Here is a 1,578-nt window from a genome sequence, read left to right as displayed (position 1 = left end):
AGCTTGTTCCTTAACATCCGACCGGTCATATCGTCACTCTTTGGAGTGATTGCAGGGTGCGAGGCGGCTTTCCTCGTGATCCTGAACTCTGCTAGGGAGTACGGGAGTTCATGGGGAGGGCCGTGAGATGAGTGTGCTGCCGCAGGCCGGGGGACGGGGTGTGCTCGCGGAACTGTCACGCTTTCGGGCGGCCTTCTACGGCTGCCTGTCCGCAAGAGCGGACGCCTTCTTCGAGCTCGCCGACGCGCTGTTGTGCACGGACGGCCCGACCCGGGCACCGGTGGAGTTGTCGCTGCTCGCTGAGCATCAGCGTGGCTACGGCTCGCTGTACGGCGCCCTGAACCATGGTCGGCTCGACGAGAACGCCGTGCGTGACCTGCTGGTCGCCCTGCCGCTTCCGCGGTTCGACGGGCGGATCGTGCTCACGGTAGATGTCTCGCCGTGGCTGCGGTCGGATGCCGCCTGCTCGCCGGAACGGCTGTTCTGCCTGGTCCACGGTCGTAATGGCCGCGTATCGGACCATGTGGTGCCGGGCTGGCCGTACTCGTTCGTCGCCGCGCTCACCCCGGACCGCACTTCGTGGACGCAGGTCCTGGATGCGGTCCGGCTGGGGCCCGCCGACGATGCTGCGGCCGTCACCGCCGATCAGCTGCGGGCCGTGATCGAGCGCCTGATCGCGGCCGGCCAATGGCAGTATGGCGACGGGAACGTCTTGGTCGTGATGGACGCGGGCTACGACGTGATGCGTCTGGCGTGGGTCTTGCGCGACCTGCCCGTCGAAGTGATCGGGCGCCTTCGCTCCGATCGTGTCCTGCAGCTGCCGAAGCCGCCACGCGTCTACACCCCCAAGGGCGGCCGACCGCCCAAACACGGCAAGGAGTTCAGCCTCGCCAGGCCCCAGTCGTGGCCGGAGCCGTCCGTGGTCACGCACAACGACACACCCCGGTACGGCAAGGCCGAGGCCCGTGCCTGGGACCGGCTCCACCCCCGGCTGAAGCAGCGATCCGCGTGGATCGACCACGACAGCGACCTTCCCGTCATCGAGGGCACACTGATCCGGCTCAAGGTCGAGCACCTTCCCGGCGACCGCGACGCTCCACCGGTCTGGCTGTGGTCCTCCGCCATCGGCGCCACTCCGGATGACGTCGACTTCGCCTGGTCCTGCTACCTGCGACGATTCGACCTGGAGCATACGTTCCGCTTGTTCAAGCAGTCCCTGGGCTGGACCCGCCCCCGCCTCCGCGACCCGGAGGCGGCGGACCTCTGGACCTGGCTGGTCATCGTCGCGCACACCCAGCTCCGCCTCGCACTGCCGCTGGCAGCCGACCGCCGCAAGCCCTGGGAGAAGTCCACCCGTCCCGGCACCCTGCTCACCCCGACCCGGGTCCGGCGGTGGTTCCGGAACATCCGCCCCCACCTGGGCAGTCCGGCCCGCGCACCCAAACCCACTCGGCCGGGGCCAGGACGACCGCCAGGCTCGAAGAACCGGCACCCCGCCACCCGCTACGACGTCGGTAAAACCGTAAAACGCCCCGAGACGCTCGTCGCTCTGCGTAACGGTCGATGTTAAGGAACAAG

1 protein-coding gene is annotated in these 1,578 nt (G+C 68.4%); it reads left to right on the top strand.

All coding sequences use genetic code 11. The annotated features are described in order from the left end of the window. The first annotated feature begins 127 nt into the window (after positions 1–127). Positions 128–1,570, top strand: coding sequence for an NF041680 family putative transposase (locus ACWDZ7_RS42795; RefSeq protein ID WP_451804373.1), 1,443 nt, complete (start codon positions 128–130; stop codon positions 1,568–1,570). Positions 1,571–1,578: the final 8 nt, after the last annotated feature.

The sequence above is a fragment of the Streptomyces sp. NPDC003032 genome (assembly GCF_053591415.1).
Note: the sequence above shows the minus strand (reverse complement) of the source record. Positions and strands in the feature narration are given on the sequence as shown.

What these genes read in the sequence shown, in the direction of transcription:
- ACWDZ7_RS42795 (WP_451804373.1), top strand. Translation starts at nt 128, where the DNA reads ATGAGTGTGCTGCCGCAGGCCGGGGGACGGGGTGTGCTCGCGGAACTG.